Consider the following 21,007-nt stretch of genomic DNA (forward strand, 5'->3'; position numbering starts at 1 on the left):
TCGTCTCGAATACCAGTACAACTCTATCAAGAAGATGAGTCGAAAGGGAGTCGGATCATCTGGAATGACGAGTCGAACCGCCAGCGGGAATGGCGGACAGACCAGAGACCTTCCCTTGCGCGTCGACGGTGAGGTACACCAGCACGGTCCGGTACGACTTGACCCGATCCGGTGCCACCTTGTTCTGGGACACCGCATCGGAGGTAGCCGCCACCTCGACCTGCACGGCATACGTGTACTCGTCCGCGGTGACCTTCACGACCTCGAGGTCCGCGTCGGCATTGACCGCCGAGTTCAGCCCTTGGGTGTCGATGTAGTAGTAGCGCTTGCCCGAGGCGTCTTCATTGAAGCGCGCCGGCGGCATGAACTGCTTCAGGAACTGCTCGTCCTCGGACAGGTGGTAGCGCTCTTTCAGGTCCCGGCGAGCGGCCTCGTAGGCCTGGCCGGAGTCCCAGGTGAATGCCGTCTTCACCAGGCGGTCCACGATCTGCGTGTCGTCGTGGATCCGGCTCTGGCTCACGCCGAGCGACTGCATGACATCCTGCTCGACCTGCTCGGACTTCGCGGTCCCGACCGAGGCAAGCTGACCCTGAAGGCCCGTGATCGTCTGCTGCTGCTGATCCAGTGCGCTGCGCTGGGACCCCCATGTCAGGCCGGTCACCGTCACGGCGGTAACCAGCAGTACCGCGACCCCGACCACCAGAGCGTTGCGCCGCATGAAGCCCTGTCCCGGCGCTGCCGTTTCGTCCGTGCCGTCAACCTGCTGCTCCTGCACCATCAGCCCTCTCCGCTTCCGTTGCCCGTCGTCGATGCGCCCTGCTGGTGCTCCGCGCCGGCGGCGGTCACCACGACCTTGAGATCGGCGAAAGTCCCGGCCTTCCCGTCGTAGGAGTAGGCCGCGTTCGCCCACGCCAGCACCTGTCCACCCGCGGTGTCCCGGCACAGCCAGATCACCCGCGCCGTGCGCGTGGTGCCCGTGGCGTCCTGGGTGGCGAGGTCCGGCATCACCGACTCGACCGACCAGGCGTATGCTCCGGGCGAGGAAGCCTTCAAACCCTCGTAGCGCACATACCAGGGGAACCGCGGGTCGATCTGCGTGCTCGGGTCGAACGGCGTCACAGAGGTCCAGGAGTAGGCCCCCTTCTCGTCGGCCAGGAACGAGCGCGGGCTGAACAGGGGTGCCAGCGTCCGGCGGTGCTCGGCGATCTGCAGTGTCGCCGCGTTCGGCGTACCGTTGCCCGCATTGGGCTGTGTCGCCGCCTCGTGGTGCAGCTGCGCGAAGCGCTGCTGGGCCTCCGCGACCTTCTGGGCGTCCTTTGCGGCTGCCTCCATCAGCCGCGTCATCTTTCCGGTCAGATCCGGGTCGACCGGAGTGCTCCTGGCATCCTCGATCTGGACCTGGAGCGCGGAGATCCGGTCGGCGTTGGCCGCGTGCTCCGCCTCGAATCCCTTGCCGCTCACTCCCGCGGCCGCCGCGAGCCCGAGGATCGCCACGCCCATCGCGGCGCTCAAGACCAGGCGCGTCCGCCCCGCCGAGTCCTCCGGAGTGCGTGCCTGCCGCTCTCCTCGCCGGTCGGAGCGCCAGCCCTCGAAGCGGGCCTCGAGTTCGACCCCGCTGACCCGCCTGCGGGTGGCGGGGGCCTTCAGCTTCTTCGGCGCGCCGTCCTCGTCCTCGACCGTGTCCCCGGCCCTGCCACGCGCATCATCGTCCGCACTCATCACGATGCCCGCCCTTTCTCGCGTTGTCCTCATATGTGACTCCCAAGTCTATCTGCAATGGTCATTCAATAACGAGTCTGCCCCATTCGACAGGTTACTGCGCACGGATCGGGACGCAGAAAGGGCCGGTGCCCGGATCGTCCGGACACCGGCCCTGCTTCCGCCGGCTACGCCGGCAGGTTGCCGCCCGTGGTGATGAGGTCCGTGACGTCGACGAACACCCACCCCTCGGACTTCATCCGCTCCGCACTGTCAACGCGAACGCGGCCCATGAACGCGCAGTAGCCGGCCTCACCGAGGATGACCTTGTCGCCCTGCACGCCCAGCACCACGAGGGTGTGGCCCGCGGACCCCGTACCCGGCCCGGAACCGACCGAGTACGCCGTCGGCGTACTCGAGACCTGCTTGCCCGTCATGGACGCGATCGCGTGGGCTGTCTGGATGCCGTCGCCCGGCGGGTACTGCTGGAACGAGGTGTACTTGTTCATGAAGTAGACCGAGAACGACACGCAGTTCATGGCGTGGTTGTCGCCGCAGGAGCCCGGTCCGCCAGCGCCGTACTTGTCGTCCAGGAACTTGTCGCCCTCCTGGTTGTACAGGTCGATCAGCTGCCGGGCCTGCTCCTCGTTCATGCCGCCGTCGACGAGGCTGCCCGGGCGCACCTTGGTGTCGCTGTCGCACTTGCCGAAGATGGAGCGGAGCCCGCTGCCGACCGTGTCGACAATGCCGCCCACGATGTCCTGGACCCCGCCCACGACCGAGGTGTCGACGGTCCAGCCGCTCATCTTGCCGAACCACATCTCGGCGTCGGCCTTACGCTCCTGCAGCTGTGAGGCGTTGTCGGCCGAGCGCTCCCACTTGTCGTGGAAGTGCAGTGCAGCAGCAGAGGGAGAGCCCTGCGAGGTCTTGATCATGTCCTTGAACACGGCCACGTCCCCCGGGCTGTCGCCCTCCGCCATGAATGCCAGCTGGGCCTTGATGGTGTACCAGTCCAGGTTCTTGGACTTGGCATAGTCCAGGAGCATCGTGGTGCGCCCGTTCGACCACTGGCCCAGACCGATGCCGCCGTGCGACTGGCCGGGGATGTGGGTGAAGTTCCCGTCCCAGGCGGTCTGCTTGCGCGGGCCGATCTGGTAGGGCTCGTTGTAGATGCCCTCCACGCTGGTGGGGTCCACGCCCGACTCCTGCGACCAGTTGCCCAGGATGCCCGCGATGTTCTCCTCTGGCATACCCCAGGTCTTCAGCACGGAGTAGATCGCCCGGGCGTTCGCCTCGGTGTTCGCCGGGACGTCAGCGCCGGGGCCGTTGCGGCTGACGTTGACGATGCAGTTGGTCATGGTCGAGCCGCGGCCGCCATCGAGGCCGGCCTGGTCGAGCACACCCGTGAGGACCGTGCTGAGCACAGCCACCGCGGCAACGGTCGCAGCCACCCCGGATGCGGCCGTGGCCACCGGGGCGACGGTGGCCGTAACGGTGACCCCGAACACGGCTCCTGCTGCCTTGCCGACCAGCCCGCCCAGTGCGATGAACGGCGCTGCGATCGTGTGCCCGACCGCCTTGGCAACCCCGAGGATGAAACCCCAGATCATGCTGGCCGCGTTGGCGGCCATCGCGAGCATTGCGAAGAACATGGTCTTGAGCCACTTCAGGAAGGCCATGACCATGAGAAGCCCCGCAGCCGGGGGAGCGGCCGCCGCGGTGCCGCCGACGGCGACACCCTTAGCGGTCTTGGACAGCAGCTGGCCGTCCTTCTCCTTCTGCGAGGTCCGCTCGTAGCCGGTGCCCCCGGCACCAAGCCGCTTGTCGGCAGACTCGGCGTCCGGACCTCCGCCGGTGACCTTGGACGCACCGTCGACAACATCCTTGCCGGTCTCCAGGCCCACATTCTTGGCAGCGCCGACCGCTGCCCCGGGCAGCGCGCCGACACCGCCGGCGGCGGCTCCGGCCTGGGCCCCGGCGACAGCTCCCGAGGCAGCCGCTCCCGCGTACCGGCCGGCACCGCGGCGGACCGCGCTGCTGCCGTCACCCTCGACCGCCTTGCGGGCAGCTCCCCCGGCCGCCCCGGCGGCGACGCCGTCAAGGCTCTTGGCAGCCTTGGCAGCCTTGGCAGCCTTGCTGTTCTTGCTGGCTGTGTCGGCCGCACCTGCGGCCTTGCCAGCGGCAGCCCCTGCGTCCGGGGCCGGTGCGGTTCCCAGGTGCTTCGACCCGCGGCCCGCAGGCGTCGGGTCCACGGGCTGCGGCGCGGGGGAGGCCCCCGGGGTTTTCGGCAGGCCCTTGGCTGCATCCCCGGACGGGGAAGGAGCGGAGGCCGCTCGGGTACGGGGCCCGGCGCGGCGTTCGCCGGACCCCTCACGACGAGGGGGCTGCGACTCCTCCTTCGCACCCCCGTCGGCGGACCTGCGGTCCCCGCGGGGCGATGCAGCGCGCCGGGCCGGGTCATCCCGCCGCGTCGGCTTGTCGATGGCCATAAGCTTGTCCTTTCCGGCTCGATGCCTGGGTGGTGACTGCCCGCTCCGTGGAGCGCGCTCAGTGATAGACGGTCAGGAAGTCCCCGGCCGAGTTCGCAGTGCTGTTGGACTGCACATCGCGCAGCTTCACGTCCAGGCCGAGCAGCTCGAGCAGAAGCCCGGACTGGTACTCCGACTTGGCCTTGCCGTAGTCCTGGTAGGCCTGGGAGAGGTTGTTCATCACGTTCGTGAGCGGGCGCATCGTCACATCGGAGGACCGGTAGTCCTTCTTCAGGTCGGTGCCGTCGGAGAGGACCCACTTCATGTCCGAGACCTGCTGGCTCGTGCTGTCGCTGCCCTCGGCGCGCTTGTCGGCGAGGAACTGCACATAGCCCTTCCCGGCGGGCACGAGCGTGTCGAGGTAGCCGTCATAGACGTTGCCCGCGCGCCAGTTGAAGTCGAATCCGCCGGGCACGACATGGCCCGTCTTCAGCTCGAGCGTCGCCTTCCCGTCCTTGGCCTCGGCCGCCGAGGCACCAGCCACCTGATCACCTGCGATGGAGGTCGGAACGGCCGGCGGACGGAGGAAAAGCCCATCGACCTTGGTGGTCGCCAGGTCGGAGGTGTACGACTCGACCTGCTTCAGGCTCGTGCGCATCGCGAGCAGCTTCTGGTCGAGCTTGTCCCGCGTCTGCTGCTCCTGGGTCTTCAGCACGACGTCGTAATAGGCCCGGGCCGGGTCGAAGCTGGCCGCGTCCAGGGCCGGGATGTCGGTGGTGCCCGACGCACCCGGGTTGATGATCACGCGCCACTGGTCGTACTTCTTGAAGCTCGAGTCGCCCACGACCTGGTCATCCCTGCTCTGCTGCCGCTCGTCGTAGGTCAGCTCGGCGTTCGCGCGGACGGTCAGGTTGAGCACCTGCCGGTCGAAGGGCCGGTCCGCGTCCAGGAGGACCCCGACGTAACCGGTCGAGCCGAAGACGTGGAAGGTGCCCCTGATTCCGCTGCTGCTGACCTTCTCGGTCTGCAGCTTGTCGTTGGTGCCCAGCAGGAAGGCCTGGTAGTCCGCCGCGTTGTACGAGATCGCCGCGCTGGCGGGGAAGTGCATCATGACCAGTGCCCTGTTGCCGGTGTGATTGGTGTAGACCCCGTCGACCGTGCCCTTGAGCTGGGTCTTCGAGGAGGTGAACTCGGTGTTGTAGAGCGCGGTGTGCGACACCGCGTCGCTGCCCGCCTTGAAGGCGGCGGCACCCGAGCCGGCCACCACGACCAGCCCCATCACAGCGAAGATGCCGAAGAACACCCCGAAGCGCTCGATTGCGTGGTGCGAGTCGAGCTTGAACCGCTTGCCGAAGGCCAGCGCCTTGTCCTTGATCCCCATGTCCGTTCCCGTTCGTCCTGTTCCTTGCTCTGCCTGTCCTGCTCGTCGTCAGCGCCGTCGTCCGACCCCGGAAACGACGCACCGGGCCGGTTGAGGCCTGGTGACCTCAACCGACCCGGTGCGGTCCGTCGACGCTTTGTGTGCCCGGCCGTTGATTCCTGCCGCGCCGGGCTTAGCCCAGGACGCCGCTGGTCAGTACGTGGCTGACCGTCTGCACGAGGACCGAGCCGCCGCCGAGGTCCTCGAGGGTCTTCTGGCCGCCGGAGCCGATGGTGTTGATCAGCGACCACCCGCCGGTGCCGAGCGCGCCGCCGACCAGGATGAGCAGGGCGATGGTGCCCCAACCCTGCTGCTGGCCCGCGGACTGCGGGGTAGCCATCAGCTTCTTGATCAGGAGCACGCCGCCCCAGACCAGTCCGACCGCACCCAGGAGCATGAGCAGCAGCCCGCCCCAGAGCTGGATCTGGGACTTCGCGTTCTCCAGGAAGCTCGTCAGGTCCCACGCCGCGGTGGGCAGGGCGACCCGCTCGAATGCCGCCTCGTAAATCTTCGTCATGGTTCTTTCCTCTCGCCTATCGAATGGTCGCTTGCATGACATGTGTCACGAGGCGACTGGCATAACCGATTCGCCTAGACAGAGCACAGCGCCCTATCAATGGTCTCTCCCGATGCGACGTGACTCCCCGTTGAGCGGGACGAAATGCCTGCAATCATGCGGCCGACCCCTCTCTAGGGACTCGTATACGTGCACATTTTCAGTGACCAATCTACATCATTCGAGTCATCAGTCATAGTCGTATCAGTGACGAGTCGGATACGGGTCCGGAATGTGCTCGAAGACCAGCGCAAACGAGGTGTCGGCGGTAGGACTGACGTTCTGCTCAAAAACGTGTAGATTTCACATGGCGGGGCGCGCGGTGTGCGGCTCCGGCACGGCTCGGCATACGCTTCTTGCTGAGCCCTTCGCGCCCATGTACCCGACCAGGAGCCCAAACCAGATGAACGCCTTGCCCGGAGACCTCTTCGCCCGCCGATTGCGACAGGAGAGGGAACGCCTGGGCATCAGCCAGGCTGAGCTGGCCCGCGGGATTGCCGAGATCCTCGGAACGAACGTCGACCCTTCGGCGGTGACCCGGATAGAGCAGCAAATCCGCGCCGTCCGCCTGGACGAGGCGGTCGCCGCCTCCAAGGCCCTGGACGTCCCCCTGGCGATCCTGGTCGCCGAGGATCCGGAGGCAGAGAGCGAGGCCCAGCTGCAGCAGTACCTCGCCGACCTCGCAGCGGCCCAGCGCGAGTGGGAGAAGAACAGGCTGGAGGTGCTGCGGCTCTCCAAGGCCATTCAAGTGCTCGGCGGCGGCGCTCAACTCAAAGGTGTCGTCGACTTCCGCCTCCTGGAAAGCATCGACGCCCGCGTCCCGGTCGAGGAGGACGACCAGCACGGGCACCGGGTTGCCCCCGGCATCGAGGGGTCTACAACCCCAGACGCATGACGCTGTTGCGTGCCGCAGGATTGAACTCGCGGTCGTAGACGTCTACCGTCGCTGCCCGGCTCCACCGGCCAGCGCGCATGATCTCCTCCGTGCTCGCACCGTTGCGCCGCGCCTGGGTTACGTGCCCGGCCCGCAGCGAGTGGAAGCCGTAGGCAGCAGGGTTCATCCCGGCCTCGACCATGCGCGAGAGCAGCATCGTGTGCAGCGCGTCGCCGCTCACCGCCCGTGCATGGATCCGGGCGTCCTTCCTGTTGCGGTACGTTGCCCGGAGCAGGGGCGCGCCCGAGGCCAGGTCGGCGCTGCTGATGAGCGCCGTTGAGCCGGCGGCCCCGCAGACGTGCTCCTCGAGACCGTACGAGAACAGCTGCTGCATGATCCCGCGACGCCGTGTGCGCGCGTCGTCCTGCCGGGCGAGCCCGAGCAGCACGACCCAACGGTGCACAGCACACGGGGGACAGGATGCCGGCGAGCTCCCGAACGGCAGCACGACCACGTCCGGCAGCGCGTTCTCCGGGTCGGCCTTCGAGGCCCCCACATGAACGTGGACACCATCGACCGGGTGCAGCTCGAGCCGGTTCAGCGTCAGGGCCGCCGCCTCACTCCTGCGCAGGGCCCCTGCGAACCCGAGCCACACCGCCAGAGCGTCCCTGGTAGCGGATACGCCTGCCGGATATGTGTCGTGCTCCATCACCGCGATGATCCGGACCACGTCATCCAGAAGCAGCGGGCGCTTGCGCCGGGGCCTGGTGGCCCGCAGCTTGGCCAGCCCGCGCACGAGATCCACCACGCCGCGGTGGGCCGTGGGATCCAGAAACCCGCCACGCAGGTGCCTCTCGCCGATACCGGCCAGGCGCTGGCGGATCGTCGCGACGGAGAACCGGGGGAGCCCGTCGTCATCGAGCTGCGTGGACATCCAGGCGACGTACCAGCGCACCGCCTCGGGGTGCGCAGGCAGCGCCTCCAGACTGTGGCATGCGCAAAAGTCCTCGAAGGCACGCCACGCGTTGGCGTAGGCACGCCGGGTGGCCGCCGATAGGGTGTGGCCTTCCAAGGACCGCGAGATCTCCTCGAGCTCGCGCAGCTCGTCGTCCACCTCCGGCTCCAGCGGGACCGTCGGGGCGCTCAGTGCTGCAAGCCTCGCCTGTGCTGCCATGACTCCAGTCTCGACTCACTGGCCGAAGAATCCAAGTCGCAATGGTCTGTCAGTGGCGATTCCCCATGTCCGCGATCGACGGGGCGACTTCGAGCCGGGTCTCTGGTAAGTGCGCTTATCAGGGCATGGAGAAGAACTGGTGTCGCGTGACGCGGTAGTGAATGACAGCACGAGATTCGACCTCATAGCCGACCTGGCAGAGGGTGACTGAGCCGATGTCCGACGCCGTCCTGCGCGATGTCTGGCTCGACCGGTGCACGGTCACCGGCCGAGCCAGTACCCGCTGTTACGGTCGGACCACGACCGGAATGTCGAACCGATGGATATTTCGGAGACCGAGGAGTGATCTTGCAGAAGGAACAAGACCTTCGGTCCCCGGCTCCGATGAGTGGTTTATGACTGCCCGGAGTGTGGTGCAAGGTAAGCGGGCGGCAGTGTCATTCCCACCAATCACGACCGCTGGCGGTAAGACTTCCGTTCCGGGCGACGAGCTGGGCGGTCGCGAATTTCCGCGCTGACCGCGTCGAGACCCGGCCGTCATGGTGCCCTCGTCCATAATTGAGGTACCGCTTTGAACGAAGGAACTTTATCTCTGTGACGATTACCCAGCAAGAGCTTGAATCCCGACTGTGGGACGCGGCCAACGCGCTGCGCGGCCCCGTCGACCCCGCCGACTTCAAGACTTACGTCTTCCCGATGCTCTTCTGGAAGTGGATCTCGGACACCTGGGTGCACGAGCGCGCCGCCGCCGTCGACGAGTATGGGGACGACCTTGACGGGGAGATTGAGGCCGATTTCCATCGGTTCGAGATGCCCGAGGGCACGCTGTGGTCGGAGACCACGACGAAGGTCAAGAACCTCGGTGCCGAAATCGCCCGAACGTTTCAGCGGATCGAGAAGGCCAACCCGCGCTCACTCGCGGGGGTGTTTGGCGATGCGTCGTGGGGCAACACGGAACGCATTCCCGAGTCGGCCCTGTTGGGCCTCATAAAGGCCTTCAACCAGATCAGGCTCGATCCGACCACCGTGTCGCATGACCTTCTAGGTGCTGGGTACGAATACTTATTGAAAAACTTTGCCGACGAGTCCGGGAAGAAGGCGGGGGAGTTCTTCACGCCCCGCGCAGTGGTGAACCTGCTCGTCGGGATCTTGCAGCCGCAGGCCGGCGAGTCCGTCTACGACCCGGCGTGCGGATCGGGCGGCATGCTCGTCGCGACCATTAACCAGCTGCGCGACGCAGGCATGGACCACCGTACGCTGCGCCTCTACGGCCAGGAGATCAACCTGACCACCTCCTCGATCGCGCGGATGAATCTGTTCCTGCACGAGATCGAGGACTTCGACATCAAGCGCGGCGACACCCTCCGCGCACCGGCCTTCAAAGACACCACCGGTTCAGTGCGTGAGTTTGACGTGGTGATTGCCAATCCACCATTCTCGCTGTCGAACTGGGGAGCCGAGCGTTGGGCGTCCGACCCACGTGCGATCTGCGGGGTGCCGCCGGCGAAGAACGGCGACTTCGCGTTCGTCCAACACATGGTCTCGTCAATGAACCCCGGCACCGGCCGAGTCGGCGTGGTCATGCCCCACGGTGTGCTGTTCCGCGGCGGGGCCGAGGCAAAGATCCGACAGTGCCTGATCGAGAAAGACCTGCTCGAAGCTGTGGTCGGTTTGCCACCAAACCTGTTCTATTCGACCTCGATCCCTGCATGCCTGCTCATCTTCCGCGACCAGAAGAGTCCCGAACACAAGGACCACGTACTCTTCATCGACGGCTCGGCGAAATTCGACAAGGGTAAGAACCAGAACGTCATGGCTGAGCACCACGTCAAGGCACTTGTTAACGCCTACCGCACGGGCGAGGCCCCCGACGGTGAGGGTGGCGCGGAAGTCCGTCTCGTGCCGTTCGAGGAAATTGAGGAGAACGGCTTCGACCTGAACATCGGCCGCTACATTAAGGTCGCAGCCGAGGAGACCGCCGACCTCGGCACCGCGCTTGTCGCATACGCAGACGCCCGGCAGAGGCGGATCGAGACCGAAAAGGTGATGTACGAGCGGCTCGCCGCGGCAGGGATAGACCTGAGCATGTTCGAGGTGCCGGATGAGTGACTGGGCGTCGACAACGCTTGGAAAAATCTTCGTAGTCGACAACACCAAGTTGGGTCCACACGTTGAAGAGCCGACCGTGATGAGCCTTTCGAAGTACGACGGATTCGTCCGCGCTGAAGAATACTTCGACAAGCGGATCGCTTCGTCGAATTTGGACGGCTACAAGGTCGTGGAACCGGGTGAGTGGGCTTTTTCGACTATCCACATTGACGAAGGGTCGATCGCTCGAAATAACCTCGGCGAGCGAGGCGTCATTAGCCCGATGTACACGACCATGCGGTTTGTCGCGACGGACTGTATTCCCGAGTACGCCGAACTCCTTGTTCGCCAGCCGGGCACCCTGGCCGAGTATTCGCGGCGGGCTCAAGGTTCTATCAATCGACGTCGCAGTCTTCCTTTCAAGGCGTTCGCTGAGATCGAGGTCGTCCTCCCGTCACGCGTCGAGCAGGGGCGAATCGTCGACGTCATGATCGCGATGGATGCACACATCGACGAGTTGGATGCTGAGAGGCAGGCGACAACTTCACTGCTAGCGGTCATGCGTGACGCATATCCGGAAGGTACCGAGCACGCTCTCAGTCATGTCGTTGCCGGGATCGATAGTGGGAAGAGCGTTCAGACCTCGGACGAGAGACCCCTGCCCGGAGAGCCTGCTGTTCTGAAGCTGAGCGCGATCCAGCTGGGAACGTTCGTGGCGTCCGAGGCGAAGCGTCTCGCTGACCTGACGGCTTATACCGACGCCCACCTGGTGGCTGAGGGTGATCTACTTATCACCCGAGCCAGCGGTTCATCCGACCGTGTTGGCTACGCCACCATCGCGCGGGACGTGCCGCCTCAGACATATATGCCTGACCTCATATGGCGCATCCGGACGAGGCCTGACGTCTGCCAGTCAACGTTCCTAGCTCATCTGCTGTGTTCCCCATCGGTGCGCTCGATGATCACATCATCGGCCCGTGGGACCGCGTCGATGAGGAAGATCAACAAGACCCTGCTGGGTTCTCTTCGCCTGCCGATCCCATCGCTGGAGGAGCAGTCAGCGTATGTTGAGCGTTGCGATGCTGTCGCGTTCGCGGCACAACGCCTGGATCTAGAGCTCACCGATCTCCGCGCTTTCCGCTCAGCCCTGCTCACCGCTCTGCTGAACCGGGAGATCGAGATTCCCGAGTCGTACGACTCACTACTTGAGGAGGTGTCCTGACATGGGTTGGACAGAGTCAAGCACTATCCAAAGATCCTTGCTCGAGTGGGCCGAAGAAGCCGGCTGGGAACGCTTCCGTGGTGACGAGCTGCCACGAGATGAGCACGATGTCGTCATCGAGAACTGGGCACGCGAAGCGCTGCTCGCGCTGAATCCTGAGCTTGTCGACGATCCCGAATCCGCGGAGCTGGTGCTTCACCAGCTCAATCAGGCTGTCCTTGACGCGAATAACGGCCTGGTTGCTGCCAATGAGCGCCTGACTGTGATGCTGCGTGGGGACCATTCATTCCCGACGATCGACGGTAGGCATGTGCCGCGGCGGCTGATCGACTTCGACGACCCCGACAACAACCGCTTCACAGTCTCCGACGAGGTCACTATTGCCGGTGCTGTAAAGCCGCGTCGGTTCGATGTGGTCTATTACGTCAATGGGTTCCCGCTGGTTGTCGCGGAGACGAAGACGCCGGTAAAACACACAGTGTCGTGGGTGAACGCCGCGAAGGACATCCACGACGTATACGAGGAGGAGTACCCAAACTTCTTCGCGACGAACGTCTTCAACGTCGCTACGGAGGGCCTCGAGCTCCGTATGGCTCCGATCCGGGCGGTGCCCGATCCGGATTCCGAGATTTGGGCTCCGTGGGGCTCGACGGAGGACGACCCGAAGGTTGTGACTGGGCCCGCTCGTGTAGAGCGCGCGGCGCGGCTGCTACTGCGGCCGGAAACGATCCTGCCGATCCTCAAGGATTTGGTGATGTTCAGGCATGCGCGGGATGCCTCCGAGGTCGACGTTAAGTTCCTCCCGCGGTACCCGCAGTTCGAGGCCGCCCTCGCGATCCACGACAAAGTGCTTGCTGATCGCCCTGGCGGCCTGATCTGGCACCATCAGGGCTCCGGCAAGACGGAGCTCATGGCGTTCGCCGCGGCCCGCCTGCTGCGCGACGACGCCGTCCTCGAGGAGTTTGGCGGCGCGCCAACCGTAATTGTCATCGCTGACCGCAAAGACCTCGTTCGACAGACGGCGGAGATGTTCGAGACCGCCGGCATGCCGCGCATGGCGGTTCCTCACGATAGGCAGGAACTTCACTCGCTACTGCGCGGCGGTGAACCTGGCGTCGTCATCACGACGGTCCACAAGTTCGCCGAGGCCGGGCACCTGAATGACCGGTCGAACATCATCGTCCTCGTCGATGAGGCGCACCGATCCCAAGAGGGAAAGCTCGGCGACGCGTGGCGCGCGGCTGTCCCGAACGCAAAGTTCTTCGGCGCGACGGGCACTGCGATCCAGGACAAAGACCGCTCGACGTTCAAGCTCTTCGGCGACCCGTCCGATCCGGACTTCGTCATGTCGCGCTACACGCCGGAACAGTCCATCGCCGACGGGTTCACCAAGCCGGTCATCGTCGAGGGTCGCTCGGTGGGTTTCAGTCTCGACAAAGAGGCGCTCGACGAGGCCTTCGACGAGCTGGCCGCCGAGGAGGACCTGGACGAGGAGGAGAAAGTCTACCTGTCCGGCAAGGCCTCCCACATCGAGACGATCCTCTCCAACCCGGAACGCGTCGCTGCCGTGTGCGCCGACATCGTCGACCACTTCCTCGCCTACGTAGCGCCCCTAGGCCAGAAGGCACAGGTCGTCGCGTACAACCAGAAGCTGGTCATCGCATATGCGCGTGCCATCGAGGCGGAACTCGAACGCCGTGGCGCGGTCATGCTCGACGGGCGGCTCCGCGAGGTCGGTGTGGTGATGCACGTCGCCGACAGCAAGGACACCCCGAAAGAGTATCGGAAGTACCTGCTTACATCCGAACAGGAAGAGGCACTAAAACGCCGGTTCAAGAAGGTGGATGACCCGATGTCGTTTGTCGTGGTCACTGCCAAATGGATGACCGGCTTCAACGCACCCATCGAAGGGGTGCTCTATCTCGACAAACCGGCCAAAGAGGCGAACCTCTTCCAGACGATTACGCGACCCAACCGGCCCTGGAAGAACCCGATCACAGGGCAGCGCAAGGACTACGGGCGTGTGGTCGACTACATCGGCCTCGCCAAGGCCATCGGCACTGCGATCGCGGGCCCCAAGGCGGGCGTGGACGAAGACGACGACCTAAATGTCGTTGACGCCTCCAAGTTGGCGGGAAAGTTTGTCTCAGACCTCACAAAGCTCCTCCATCTTTTCGCGGGCATCGACACCACGGACTCATCGTTTGAGTCGCTCGCGGCAGCGCACGAGCGCATCCCTGATGGCAGTGCGCAGCGTACAGAGTTCGTTGAGGGCTACGTCGCTCTGCAGACCGTGTGGGAGTTCCTCGATCCACACCCAATGTTGCTGCCCTTCAAACAGCAGTACTTGTGGCTCGCGAAGGTCTACGAGTCGATTCGGCCGAAGGACGTCTCCAAGGCATTCCTGTGGGCTCGTCTCGGCGCGAAGACCACGGAGCTCATCCACGGGCACATGAACGAGGTCTTGGTGAAGTCGATGGCGTCTAGAACCGTGACCCTTGACGCAGCGGGGCTCGCGCTGGTGAAGCGCATCGCTGAGCAGCTACGGCTACCCACGGACGAGCCAGCGGGTGACCAGCAGGTCGACGTCTACCAGCAGGTGCTCGACTCAATCGAGGCACGACTCCACCGCCGCCTCACGGAGAGCGAGAGCCCGGTGTACAGGTCGCTCGCCGAGCGGATCGAGAAGCTCCGAACCAAGGCGATCGAGAACGTCCAGGACTCGTTGGCGTTCCTCGAAGAGGCCCTCAAGATCGCACAGGACGTCGTTGCCGCTGATCGTGCGGCGGCGGAGGGCGACGAAGAGACGCTTGAGCGCCTCGCTGACCCGAAACGCGGCGTGCTGACGCAGATAGTGGAGGAGAACACGCCACCAGGGTTGCATCAGATCGTGCCGGAGATCGTGGACCGTATCGACGCGATCGTTCACGAGGTCGCCTACACCGGGTGGACTTCGAGCGACTCGGGCGACAAGTCTGTTCGACGGGAGCTGCGCGCGGTGCTGAAGAATTACGGGCTCCCGATCAAGGGAGATCTGTTTGACCGAACCTACCAGTACGTGCGAGAGAACTACTAGTTGCCATGAAAGCCAGCAGTTCAGGCGGCCACCCGATTTTTGGAGGGCATGGGCTGCGACGAGGCCCTGGCAAACGTCCGCGCTAAGGTCCCCGAGGGAGTCGAGTAATGTCATCTGCGCAAGCGACACATCCATGAAGGGAATGACCAATGGCGGTGAGATGGGCTTGTGGCGGGCAGAGGGCGGCCAACTGAGCCGCATCGTGCCGGCATCAATCGGCTTGGAATCCCAGTTGGAGGGCTACATCGAGTCTGACCCGTCCGTCCTCGGCGATCCGCTTCTCGTCATTGGCCGCCAAGTGCCGACCGCGCATGGGGGCTTTGTGGATCTGCTTGCGCTCGACGAAAGAGCCTGGCTGCACGTGATCGAACTCAAACGCGACAAGACTCCACGCGATGTTGCCGCTCAGACACTCGATTACGGCTCCTGGGCAGCGACCCTTGGCCGAAGCGACATCGACAACATCTTTGCCACCTACCGTCCAGGCCTTGCTCTTGAAGAAGCGTTTGCCGATCGTTTCGGCGACACCCTTCCTGAAGAAGTCAATACTGCACAGGAATTTACAATCGTTGCCGCCAGCGTTGACAACGCTACCGAGCGCATCGTGCGGTTCCTCAATGAAGACTTCGATGTCCCGATCAACGTTGTCTTCTTCAGGCATTTTCAGGACAACGGATCTTCGTACCTTGCCCGCAGCTGGCTGGTAGATCAGAGCGAACAAGCCAAGACATCCGTTTCCGCGATCTCGCGGAAGAACAAGACACGTGAGCCTTGGAACGGGTCTGACTGGTACGTCTCATTTGGCGAAGAGCCAACAGGCCGGCAATGGGTCGACGGTATGAAGTACGGTTTCGTCTCGGGCGGTGGCGGCAAGAGATACTCACAGACGCTGAAGAACTTGCCGATTGGTGCCAGAGTCTTTGCTTACATTCCCAAGATTGGGTATGTAGGAGTTGGTACCGTCACCGGCGAAGCCCAGCGATACGACCAAAGCACGCTCCTCGTAAACGGGGTCGAGCGACAGCTGCGTGAACTCGAACTCTCCGGGAATTATCGCCACGAGGGCGACGAAAGCGACGACAACGCTGAATGGGTTGTTCCGGTTGAATGGATACGGGCGGTCCCGCAAGCGCAGGCCGTGCGGAAAACGGGTCTTTTCGCCAACCAGAACACGGCTGCCAAGTTGCGCAACCAGTTCACGATCGAGCACGTCACCGCAACTTTCGGACTTGATAGCTGAGCATCGGGGGATTGTCCATCGAGGGTTATACGGACAAGAGCGGTCGCGATTAGCAGGCCTGACCCTCACCCCAGACGACGCTCTTGGCGAACCAGGCCGGAGTGGGAGAATCGTGAAGATGACGACGGCGCTTCCAGACCTTTGGACCGACTGGTGCTCGGTCATGGGCGTGCCTGCCGGAAGGATCGATGAGACCGCAGTCTCTCGCTTTGTGCAGCAGGTACAGCCGTCCCAGGCTGTGCTCACGGCACTGCGCCGGCGGCTGGCTCCCAAAGATCCCGTCGCCCCGGCCTGGCCGCGCGCTCACCGGGAGGACATCGGTTCCCTGCAGCGGCTGATCCGGCGCGGGACGGCGATCGTCCAGCACCCTGGTACCCACTGGGTCTTCCGGCTGCGGCTGCGCCGGATGCTGTTCGCCGCGGTACTCCTCGCGCCACCCTCCCAGGGAGGCCTCGGGCTGGACAGGTCAGGAGCGCTGGAGATGAGGCCGGAGAGGATGCGGCGACTGCGTCCCAGGGTCGGCGTCGCCGAGGACCCCGCCTCCTGCCCCTCGTGCGCCACCTGGTCGTGGCTTGATGTGATCGGGACCAACAGCGGGTGGTCGCACGGTTCCGTCCGGGCCCTGGGGCACCGCCTCGACGAAGAAGGAACCTCCCACCGGCACCTGCAGCCGGACCCCAACCCGGACTGGCACCTTGCCCTCGGCATGCTGCCCGCCGTCGACCGCTGGGGATGGATCGACAGCTACCGCTCCATGCACCCCTCGTCGCTGTCGGCGGTTATCAGTGCCGTGGCACTGCTGCTCGACGGTCCGGAGCCCGTACTTGCGCCGGGGCCTGCTGCAGTTGCGATGCCGGCCGGCCCCCGGCGGCAGATATCGCGCGAGGAGGAAGAGCAGATCCTCAAGCGCGCCGACGAACTCACCGCGCGCGTCGAGGCGATCCTTCGCGAGTTCGATACCGCCCGATAAAGTCGTGTGTATGGGATTCAACTGGGAGCAGGTCCTCGGGACCAAGGGCGCAGGCCTCTCCGACGCCTACGACCAGAGCGCCTCCGACGCGCTGTACCAGGACCACCCGAGCGCGGCTCCGCCAGCAGGTCCGGAGGACCCGGGCGATCAGGTCGTCCGCCTGCCGTTCGAGGAGAGCTGAGCCGCCAGGACTCCGACGCTGGGATGCGCGTTTTGGGGACATAACCCCAGGTCAGCACGCATCTATACTTAGGTGCGCAGTTCCCCGGGGGCAGGCAAAACTATGCTCGCAGAGCGCCTTCCCGGACTGTTGCCGGACCTCGCGGACCACGAAGCCATGGAAGTCACCGCCATCCACTCGCTCTGCGGGCTGCCTTCGTCGTCGGTCCAGCTGCTCCGGCGGCCGCCCTTTGAAAGCCCGCACCACTCCGCCACGGCGGCAGCCATCATCGGCGGCGGCTCGGGCCTTCCCCGGCCCGGCGCCGCCTCCCGCGCCCATCGGGGCGTCCTGTTCCTGGACGAGGCGCCGGAGTACGAGCGCCGGGTGCTTGATGCCCTGCGCCAGCCCTTGGAGAGCGGAGAGCTGGTGATCCACCGCTCCGCCGGGACAGCTGCCTATCCTGCCCGGTTCCAGCTCGTCCTTGCCGCCAACCCGTGCCCATGCGGCAAGGCATCCGGCAAAGGGCTGGACTGTACTTGCACGCCCATGATGCGCAGACGCTATCTGGCGCGAATGTCCGGGCCGCTCCTGGACCGCGTCGATATCCAGTTGCAGGTGGAGCGGGTTTCGCTGGCCGAGTTCGGTCAGGGGGGTGCGGAGGAGGACACCGCTTCCGTCGCCGCCCGGGTCCGGAATGCACGCGGGCGGCAGCTTGAACGGTTGGCGCCCTTGGGCCTGGAAACGAACTCGCAGGTACCGGGCCGCGTGCTGCGCGGAGAGCTTCGGCTGCCTCCTGCCGCCACCCGCATCCTCGACCATTCCCTTGAGCGGGGTGTCCTCACGGCCCGTGGCTACGACCGCGTCCTGCGCTTGGCTTGGACGTTGGCAGACCTCGGGCACCGGGAAAAACCCGACATGAACGATATTGGGCAGGCATTGGGCCTGCGGCAGGCAGCGGCGGTCGCGGCATGAATGGGAAGGCAGTGGACGAAGAAAGGCTTTCCCGTGCCGCCCTTGCCCGGCTCATGGAGCCCCAGGATGCTGCTGGCCTGGCCCTCGTGCAGGTGTGTGGCGCAGTGGACGCCCTTCGGATAGCCACCGGCCGGGCCGCTGCCGGGCCTGCGCTGGAGCAGGAGATCACCGCGCTGCTCGGGGACAATGGTTCAGCCACCAGCTGGGCCGGGATGACGGCATCCCTACAACGGTGGCAGCCCCGTATTCCAGACCTCGCTCCTGAGCGGGACCTCGCCACGATGGCGCGGCTCGGCGGCAGGCTGATTATTCCGTCGGACGAGCTGTGGCCTGTGCAACTGGCCGACCTTGGTATCCAGGAACCGATCTGCCTGTGGTGGCGGGGACAGGAGCAACCACTTCCCGGCGCAGACAAATGCATCGCACTGGTCGGGTCCCGGGACAGCACGAGCTATGGTGCTTCGGTGACCGGGGATATTGCATATTCGTTAGCCCAGCGCGGCCTGACCGTCGTCTCCGGCGGTGCCTACGGCATCGACGCGCACGCCCACCGCGCCGCGCTGGCGGGTGGTACCAGTGCCGTGCCCACCATTGCTGTGATGGCCGGCGGAGTAGACCGCTTCTATCCATCGGGCAATGAGGATCTCCTCCGCGCTGTCTGTAACCAGGGAGCGGTGATCGCGGAGGTTCCACCCGGGTCGGCACCTACCCGTTACCGCTTCCTTCAACGGAACCGCCTTATCGCAGCCCTGTCCGCTGTGACGGTGGTGGTGGAGGCCAGGTGGCGGTCCGGGGCGCTGAACACTGCCCACCACGCCGAAACGCTCGGCCGTACTGTCGGTGCTGTTCCCGGTTCCGTGCACAGTGCCAATTCGGCCGGATGCCACCGGCTGCTCCGGGATGGCGGTGCTGTTTGCGTTACCGACGCCGCGGAGATTGTGGAGCTCGCAGCGCCCAGTGGAGCCGGGCTGCTGCAGCCCCGCCAGGCCGGAGCCGAAGTCCAGGACGGGCTGACCCTCGAAGACCTGATCCTCCTGGATGCACTGCCGCTGCGCTCCACCACCTCGGTCGAGAAGCTGTGCTCGGTTGCCGGCCTGAGCCAGGAATCCGTCCGTGCGGGACTGGGCCGGCTCGGATTGCTCGGGCTCGCGGTATCCGAAAGAGGCGGCTGGAAACGGGGAAAGGCAACGGCCTGACAGGGGATGCATAACCGGAAACAGAACTCACACTGGCGGGTGTGCCGTGCCGTGTCAGTTTCGTTGACCAGCGGCCTCACCTGAGACAGTAGGAGGGTGGAAAACAAGGATTTGCCGCAGGAGCTGGACCAGGCATTAGGTGCCTTCTCGGGCTACCTGGCGGGGGAGCGGGCCGTATCGGCGCACACTCTGCGTGCATACCTTGGGGACTTGCGCAGCTTCCTTGCCCACGCCGCTTCCGAAGGTGCCGCCCGGCTGGAGGACCTTGAGCTGGGAACCCTCCGGCGCTGGCTGGGAACGCAAAGCCAGGCCGGTGTGGCTCGCTCCACCCTTGCCCGGCGGGCCGCCACCGTCCGTGCCTTCACGGCCTGGGCCCTGAGGGAAGAGCGCACCACCTCGGACCCGGCGTTGCGGCTCAAGGCTCCCAAGCGTGAACGCCACCTGCCGGGGGTCCTGCAGGCACAACAACTGACGCGGCTGCTGGCCGGCCTCGAAGAAGCCGCCGCCGGCGGCGAACCGCTGCCTGTCCGGAACCGGGCCGTCGTCGAACTGCTCTACGCCACCGGAATCCGCGTCGGCGAGCTGGCGGGGCTTGACATCGATGACCTGGACCCCGACCGGCGCACGCTGCGCGTCATCGGAAAAGGCAACAAGGAACGCACGGTCCCCTACGGCGTTCCGGCCGCCGTGGCACTGGACGACTGGCTGCGGCGCGGCCGGCCGCTGCTCGCCAGGGACAACAGCGGTCCGGCCCTCTTTCTGGGCTCCCGGGGCGGCCGGGTGGACCAGCGGCAGGTCCGGGAGATGGTCAACGGGCTCCTCGAGGCCCTGGGGGACACCTCCGCGTCCGGCCCGCACGCCCTTCGCCACTCGGCAGCGACACATCTCCTGGACGGCGGGGCCGATCTGCGTGCCGTCCAGGAAATCCTTGGCCACAGCAGCCTCGCAACCACCCAGATCTACACGCATGTCTCGGTGGACCGGCTGCGGAAAAGCTACCAGCAGGCACATCCCAGGGCGTAACAGGGGATAGCCGCAGGGCGCGAACGCAACCGCTAATCGCACTGGCGTAATTACGCGGCGTACGGCACAATAAGAGTCACGTCCGGCAACTTTCAAGTCCCGCTTGAAGCTCCTCGCTTCCTGCGGACCCGCAAGTCCGGACGCCGCTTAATCTGAACAACTGAATATGTGGCAAGGAGTTGCACCGCAGAACAGTGCACAGCAGTTCCATCCAGGCAGAGGTCGTTGGGGAAGACGTACCTAGAGCTATGGAGGATGGAATGTCTGTTGCAATGACCCGCGGTGTGCTGTTTGTTCACTCAGCCCCAACTGCTTTGTGCCCTCACGTTGAGTGGGCCATCGGCTCCGTCGTGGACAAGCGGACGGATCTTGAGTGGACCCCTCAGCCTGCTGCGCCCGGAATGTTCCGGGCGGAGCTTTCGTGGACGGGCGCGCCTGGAACGGGCGCGCAGTTGGCGTCCGCGCTGCGCGGCTGGGCCCACCTCCGCTATGAGGTCACCGAGGAACCCAGCCAGGGTGTTGACGGCGGACGCTGGTCGCACACGCCCGAACTGGGGATCTTCCATGCCGTCACCGATGTCCACGGCAACATCATGGTCTCTGAAGACAGAATCCGTTACGCGTACGAGTCCGGCGCAGGGGACCCCGCCGCCGTGTACCACGAGTTGTCCCTGGCGCTCGGCGAGGCCTGGGACGAGGAGCTCGAACCTTTCCGGCACGCTGCCGAGGGCGCTCCCGTCCGCTGGCTGCACCAGGTGGGCTGACCGCTTAGCCTACTACCGCCGTCGTCCGGCCTGCAGGGGAGGGCGACACAGGAACCCATCTCCATAGCACAAGAGGAGGCCCCGCCAGCCGGCGGGGCCTCCTCTT

At 65.2% G+C, this 21,007-nt stretch carries 16 protein-coding genes and 1 pseudogene; 11 read left to right on the plus strand and 6 right to left on the minus strand.

Annotated elements, in window-relative coordinates:
• Window positions 1-55: 55 nt before the first annotated feature.
• The 5 genes from M8J71_RS16435 to M8J71_RS16455 form a co-directional block, all read right to left on the minus strand.
• Window positions 56-778 carry a hypothetical protein gene (locus M8J71_RS16435; protein WP_142938926.1) on the minus strand — a complete coding sequence of 241 codons (723 nt, stop codon included), beginning with the start codon at window positions 776-778 and terminating at the stop codon, window positions 56-58.
• Entirely contained in the window at window positions 778-1,719 is a 942-nt protein-coding gene (locus M8J71_RS16440) for a hypothetical protein (protein WP_256248833.1), read from the minus strand. The genes M8J71_RS16435 and M8J71_RS16440 overlap by 1 nt, the downstream gene beginning before the upstream one ends.
• Window positions 1,720-1,886: 167 nt before the next feature.
• A complete protein-coding gene (locus tag M8J71_RS16445; protein ID WP_256248834.1) occupies window positions 1,887-4,187 on the minus strand; it encodes a phage tail tip lysozyme in 2,301 nt (766 codons plus the stop codon).
• A 58-nt stretch (window positions 4,188-4,245) separates the two neighbouring features.
• Window positions 4,246-5,547 carry a hypothetical protein gene (locus tag M8J71_RS16450; RefSeq protein WP_256248835.1) on the minus strand — a complete coding sequence of 434 codons (1,302 nt, stop codon included), beginning with the start codon at window positions 5,545-5,547 and terminating at the stop codon, window positions 4,246-4,248.
• 172 nt (window positions 5,548-5,719) lie between these two features.
• Window positions 5,720-6,103 carry a hypothetical protein gene (locus tag M8J71_RS16455; protein WP_071416501.1) on the minus strand — a complete coding sequence of 128 codons (384 nt, stop codon included), beginning with the start codon at window positions 6,101-6,103 and terminating at the stop codon, window positions 5,720-5,722.
• Window positions 6,104-6,545: 442 nt separating this feature from the next.
• Between M8J71_RS16455 and M8J71_RS16460 the strand changes: the two genes are divergently transcribed.
• Complete coding sequence (locus M8J71_RS16460) at window positions 6,546-7,037, plus strand: helix-turn-helix domain-containing protein (RefSeq protein ID WP_256248836.1); 492 nt, start codon at window positions 6,546-6,548, stop codon at window positions 7,035-7,037.
• On the opposite strand, the gene M8J71_RS16465 is transcribed toward M8J71_RS16460, so the two are convergent.
• Complete coding sequence (locus M8J71_RS16465; protein ID WP_256248837.1) at window positions 7,018-8,190, minus strand: hypothetical protein; 1,173 nt, start codon at window positions 8,188-8,190, stop codon at window positions 7,018-7,020. The genes M8J71_RS16460 and M8J71_RS16465 overlap by 20 nt on opposite strands.
• A 594-nt stretch (window positions 8,191-8,784) precedes the next feature.
• Here M8J71_RS16465 and M8J71_RS16470 point away from each other — a divergent pair.
• From M8J71_RS16470 to M8J71_RS16515, 10 genes and pseudogenes are all read left to right on the plus strand, one after another.
• Window positions 8,785-10,299, plus strand: coding sequence for a type I restriction-modification system subunit M (locus M8J71_RS16470; protein WP_256248838.1), 1,515 nt, complete (start codon window positions 8,785-8,787; stop codon window positions 10,297-10,299).
• Window positions 10,292-11,500 carry a hypothetical protein gene (locus tag M8J71_RS16475; protein WP_256248839.1) on the plus strand — a complete coding sequence of 403 codons (1,209 nt, stop codon included), beginning with the start codon at window positions 10,292-10,294 and terminating at the stop codon, window positions 11,498-11,500. The genes M8J71_RS16470 and M8J71_RS16475 overlap by 8 nt, the downstream gene beginning before the upstream one ends.
• Before the next feature lies 1 nt (window position 11,501).
• Window positions 11,502-14,576 carry a type I restriction endonuclease subunit R gene (locus M8J71_RS16480; protein ID WP_256248840.1) on the plus strand — a complete coding sequence of 1,025 codons (3,075 nt, stop codon included), beginning with the start codon at window positions 11,502-11,504 and terminating at the stop codon, window positions 14,574-14,576.
• A 133-nt stretch (window positions 14,577-14,709) separates the two neighbouring features.
• A complete protein-coding gene (locus tag M8J71_RS16485) occupies window positions 14,710-15,816 on the plus strand; it encodes a hypothetical protein (RefSeq protein WP_256248841.1) in 1,107 nt (368 codons plus the stop codon).
• A 118-nt stretch (window positions 15,817-15,934) separates the two neighbouring features.
• Window positions 15,935-16,786 carry a hypothetical protein gene (locus M8J71_RS16490; RefSeq protein ID WP_256248842.1) on the plus strand — a complete coding sequence of 284 codons (852 nt, stop codon included), beginning with the start codon at window positions 15,935-15,937 and terminating at the stop codon, window positions 16,784-16,786.
• A 10-nt stretch (window positions 16,787-16,796) separates the two neighbouring features.
• Entirely contained in the window at window positions 16,797-16,967 is a 171-nt protein-coding gene (locus tag M8J71_RS16495) for a hypothetical protein (protein WP_256248843.1), read from the plus strand.
• An 84-nt stretch (window positions 16,968-17,051) separates the two neighbouring features.
• Window positions 17,052-17,918 (plus strand): annotated as a pseudogene (locus M8J71_RS16500) (YifB family Mg chelatase-like AAA ATPase); the annotation flags it as partial.
• Entirely contained in the window at window positions 17,915-19,114 is a 1,200-nt protein-coding gene (dprA, locus tag M8J71_RS16505) for a DNA-processing protein DprA (protein ID WP_256248844.1), read from the plus strand. The pseudogene M8J71_RS16500 and the gene dprA, both read left to right, overlap by 4 nt.
• 96 nt (window positions 19,115-19,210) lie before the next feature.
• Entirely contained in the window at window positions 19,211-20,137 is a 927-nt protein-coding gene (locus M8J71_RS16510) for a tyrosine recombinase XerC (protein ID WP_256248845.1), read from the plus strand.
• Window positions 20,138-20,397: 260 nt separating this feature from the next.
• Window positions 20,398-20,901 carry a DUF3145 domain-containing protein gene (locus M8J71_RS16515; RefSeq protein WP_163162703.1) on the plus strand — a complete coding sequence of 168 codons (504 nt, stop codon included), beginning with the start codon at window positions 20,398-20,400 and terminating at the stop codon, window positions 20,899-20,901.
• Window positions 20,902-21,007: the final 106 nt, after the last annotated feature.

The organism is Pseudarthrobacter sp. R1, from assembly GCF_024494415.1.
GTDB lineage: Bacteria > Actinomycetota > Actinomycetes > Actinomycetales > Micrococcaceae > Arthrobacter.

What these genes read in the sequence shown, in the direction of transcription:
- M8J71_RS16435 (WP_142938926.1), bottom strand. Translation starts at nt 778, where the DNA reads ATGGTGCAGGAGCAGCAGGTTGACGGCACGGACGAAACGGCAGCGCCG.
- M8J71_RS16440 (WP_256248833.1), bottom strand. Translation starts at nt 1,719, where the DNA reads ATGAGTGCGGACGATGATGCGCGTGGCAGGGCCGGGGACACGGTCGAG.
- M8J71_RS16445 (WP_256248834.1), bottom strand. Translation starts at nt 4,187, where the DNA reads ATGGCCATCGACAAGCCGACGCGGCGGGATGACCCGGCCCGGCGCGCT.
- M8J71_RS16450 (WP_256248835.1), bottom strand. Translation starts at nt 5,547, where the DNA reads ATGGGGATCAAGGACAAGGCGCTGGCCTTCGGCAAGCGGTTCAAGCTC.
- M8J71_RS16455 (WP_071416501.1), bottom strand. Translation starts at nt 6,103, where the DNA reads ATGACGAAGATTTACGAGGCGGCATTCGAGCGGGTCGCCCTGCCCACC.
- M8J71_RS16460 (WP_256248836.1), top strand. Translation starts at nt 6,546, where the DNA reads ATGAACGCCTTGCCCGGAGACCTCTTCGCCCGCCGATTGCGACAGGAG.
- M8J71_RS16465 (WP_256248837.1), bottom strand. Translation starts at nt 8,190, where the DNA reads ATGGCAGCACAGGCGAGGCTTGCAGCACTGAGCGCCCCGACGGTCCCG.
- M8J71_RS16475 (WP_256248839.1), top strand. Translation starts at nt 10,292, where the DNA reads ATGAGTGACTGGGCGTCGACAACGCTTGGAAAAATCTTCGTAGTCGAC.
- M8J71_RS16480 (WP_256248840.1), top strand. Translation starts at nt 11,502, where the DNA reads ATGGGTTGGACAGAGTCAAGCACTATCCAAAGATCCTTGCTCGAGTGG.
- M8J71_RS16485 (WP_256248841.1), top strand. Translation starts at nt 14,710, where the DNA reads ATGAAGGGAATGACCAATGGCGGTGAGATGGGCTTGTGGCGGGCAGAG.
- M8J71_RS16490 (WP_256248842.1), top strand. Translation starts at nt 15,935, where the DNA reads ATGACGACGGCGCTTCCAGACCTTTGGACCGACTGGTGCTCGGTCATG.
- M8J71_RS16495 (WP_256248843.1), top strand. Translation starts at nt 16,797, where the DNA reads ATGGGATTCAACTGGGAGCAGGTCCTCGGGACCAAGGGCGCAGGCCTC.
- dprA (WP_256248844.1), top strand. Translation starts at nt 17,915, where the DNA reads ATGAATGGGAAGGCAGTGGACGAAGAAAGGCTTTCCCGTGCCGCCCTT.
- M8J71_RS16515 (WP_163162703.1), top strand. Translation starts at nt 20,398, where the DNA reads ATGTCTGTTGCAATGACCCGCGGTGTGCTGTTTGTTCACTCAGCCCCA.